The 2,623-nt window shown below is 68.0% G+C and carries 1 protein-coding gene; it reads right to left on the bottom strand.

Annotated features, from left to right (window positions below; translation table 11 throughout):
- Positions 1-2,623: AMP-binding protein (locus RUGAMON1_RS32490; RefSeq protein ID WP_445234396.1), on the bottom strand; the 2,623-nt coding region annotated here is incomplete at both ends.

The raw sequence follows: 2,623 nt of genomic DNA, 5'->3' as shown, positions 1-2,623 counted from the left end.
CAGCTGGCCGCCGTGCGCCAGCGCGCCCCACATTTCCCACACCGAGAAGTCGAAGGCGAACGAGTGGAACAGCGTCCACACATCGTCCGCGCCGAACGAGAACCAGGCGTCGGTGGCGCTGAACAGGCGCACCACGTTGGCGTGTTCGATCATCACGCCCTTCGGCGCGCCGGTCGAGCCGGACGTATAGATGATGTAGGCCAGGTGCGCCGGGGTCAGGCCCGCCACTTGCGGATTGGCGTCGGAGTGGTCCTGCCACGCCGCGCCCTGCTCCAGGTCGATGCGCGGCGCATCGCCGACCGCATCCGCCACATCGGCCAGCGCAGCCCGCCCGGCGCCGTCGACCAGCACCGCCAGCGGCGCGCTGTCGGCCAGCATATAGGCCAGGCGATCCTGCGGATAGGCAGGATCGAGCGGCACGTAGCCGCCGCCGGCCTTGAGCGTGGCCAGCACCGCCACCATCATCCCGACGCCACGCTCGACGCAGATCGCCACCCGCGTGTCCGGGCCGACGCCCAGGCCGCGCAGGTGGTGCGCCAGCCGGTTGGCTTGCGCGTTCAACTCGCCGTAGCTTACTGCGCGGTCCTCATGGACCAGCGCCACCGCCGACGGAGCGCGCGCGGCCTGCTCCTCGAACAGCTGATGCACGCAACGCTCCGCTGCCGGCGCGACCGCATCGGTGTCGGTGTTGGTGTTCCAGTCGATCAGCACTTGCCTGCGCTCCAGTGCCGGCAATGCGCTCATGCTGCGCAGCGTCGTCTGCGGCGCCTCCTCCAGCGCGCCGACCAGTTGCTCCAGCGCGGCATGCATGTACGCGCAAACACGCTCCGGCTCCACTTCCGCACTGACCTGCGCGGTCAGCTGGAAGCCTTCGCCGGTATCGTCGACCGCCATCGTGACTGGATAGTTGGTACGTTCCTCCGCGCTGACGAACTCCACCCCCTCCCATCCCGCGCCGACTTGTTCCTCCGGGTTGGCGTGGGCGACGGCGGTATGACGGAAGTTCAACAGCGACGAGAACAGCGGCAACGGTGCAGCCACGGCGCTGCGGCGCTGCGCCAGTGCCAGCGGTGCATGCTCGTGCCGCAGCAATTGCGTCAACAGCACATGGGTTCCGCGCACGCCGTCCAGCGCGCTCTGGTCATCGACGCTAACGCGCACCGGCAAGGTATTAATGAACATCCCCAACACCCGATCCGAACCCGCCCCGCCCTGCATGCGCCCGAACAGCACCGTGCCGAACACCACGTCCTGGCGGCCGGTCAGTGTCGAGAGAACTCGCGCCCACGCCAGATGTATCAGGCTGGCCGCGCTCACACCAAGGCTGCTTGCCTGGCGGCGCAGGCGATACGCAAGTTCGGCGTCCACCATGCGCCGGCTCTCGACGATACGTGCGCCATCGCCCTGCACGTCCATCAGGCCATATGGCGCGGTCGGCTCGTCGATATCGTTCAGCATCTTGCTAAAGAACGCCTCGTGCTCTTGCGCGCTCACGCCAAGACGGGCCTGGGCGACGAAGTTCCGGAATGGCAGCGGCGGCGGCAGCTGCGCTTCCATTCCTTGCTGGATGACGCGAATTTCTTCGACCAGGATCTCCATCGTAGTGTGATCGATCGCCAGGTGATGCGCCGCCAGCTGCAGCAGCCAACGCCCATTGCCCTGGTCCTCGCACAGGAAGCCACGCATCAGCGGCGCCTGGCGCACGTCAATCCGGTAGTGGCGCGAATCGTAGCGATCAACCAGCTGTGCTGCAATGTCGCCGTCAAGCGGGTTGATAGACACTGCTTCGACCACCAGCGGCGCGCGGCGCAGTACCACCTGCACCGGCTCGTCCAGATCGTCCCAGAGCACCGCGGTGCGCAGGATGTCGTGACGGTCGATCACCATTTGCAGCGTGGCCAGGAAGCCATCGACCCGCAAGCGCGTGTCGAACTCGATCAATACAGGCAGCAGATACGCGTCCCCTTCGCGCTGCATGATGTGATGGAACAGTATCCCCTCCTGCAGCGGCGCCAACGGATAGATGTCCTGGATGTTGGCGGCGCCGCCGGGCACCGCCGCGACGATGCCGTCGATCTGCTGCTGGCTCAGTTGCACCAGCGGCAGCATGTCCGGCGTGATCGCCGCGCAGCCGTCGGCGATGCCGTTGGCCGGCACCACCACGTCGCCCGAGCCGCCGCCGGCGGCCAGCGCCGCGATGGTCGGCGTGCCGAACAAGGTGCGCACGTCGGTCTGCACGCCGGCACGGCGCATGCGCTCGATCAGCGCCACCGCCAGCAGCGAGTGGCCGCCCAGTTCGAAGAAGTTGTCGTGGCGGCCGACCTGCTCCAGCTTAAGCAGCTCGCGCCAGATCGCCGCCAGCGTCTGTTCGGTCTCGCCCTGGGGCGCCTCGTAGCCGCGCGCGGCGTAGACATCGCCGTCCGGCGCCGGCAGCGCCTTGCGATCGAGCTTGCCGTTCGGCGTCAGCGGGAAGGCGTCCAGCACCACGAACGCGCTCGGCAGCATGAACTCCGACAGCGTGCGCGCCAGCTCGGCGCGCAGTGCCGTCACGTCGAGCTGCGCACCGTCGCGCGCCAGCAGATAGGCCACCAGCCGCTTGTCGCCCGGCTGGTCTTCGCGCGCC

Source organism: Duganella rhizosphaerae, from assembly GCF_040364205.1.
Classification (GTDB): Bacteria; Pseudomonadota; Gammaproteobacteria; order Burkholderiales; family Burkholderiaceae_D; genus Rugamonas; species Rugamonas rhizosphaerae.
Note: the sequence above shows the minus strand (reverse complement) of the source record. Positions and strands in the feature narration are given on the sequence as shown.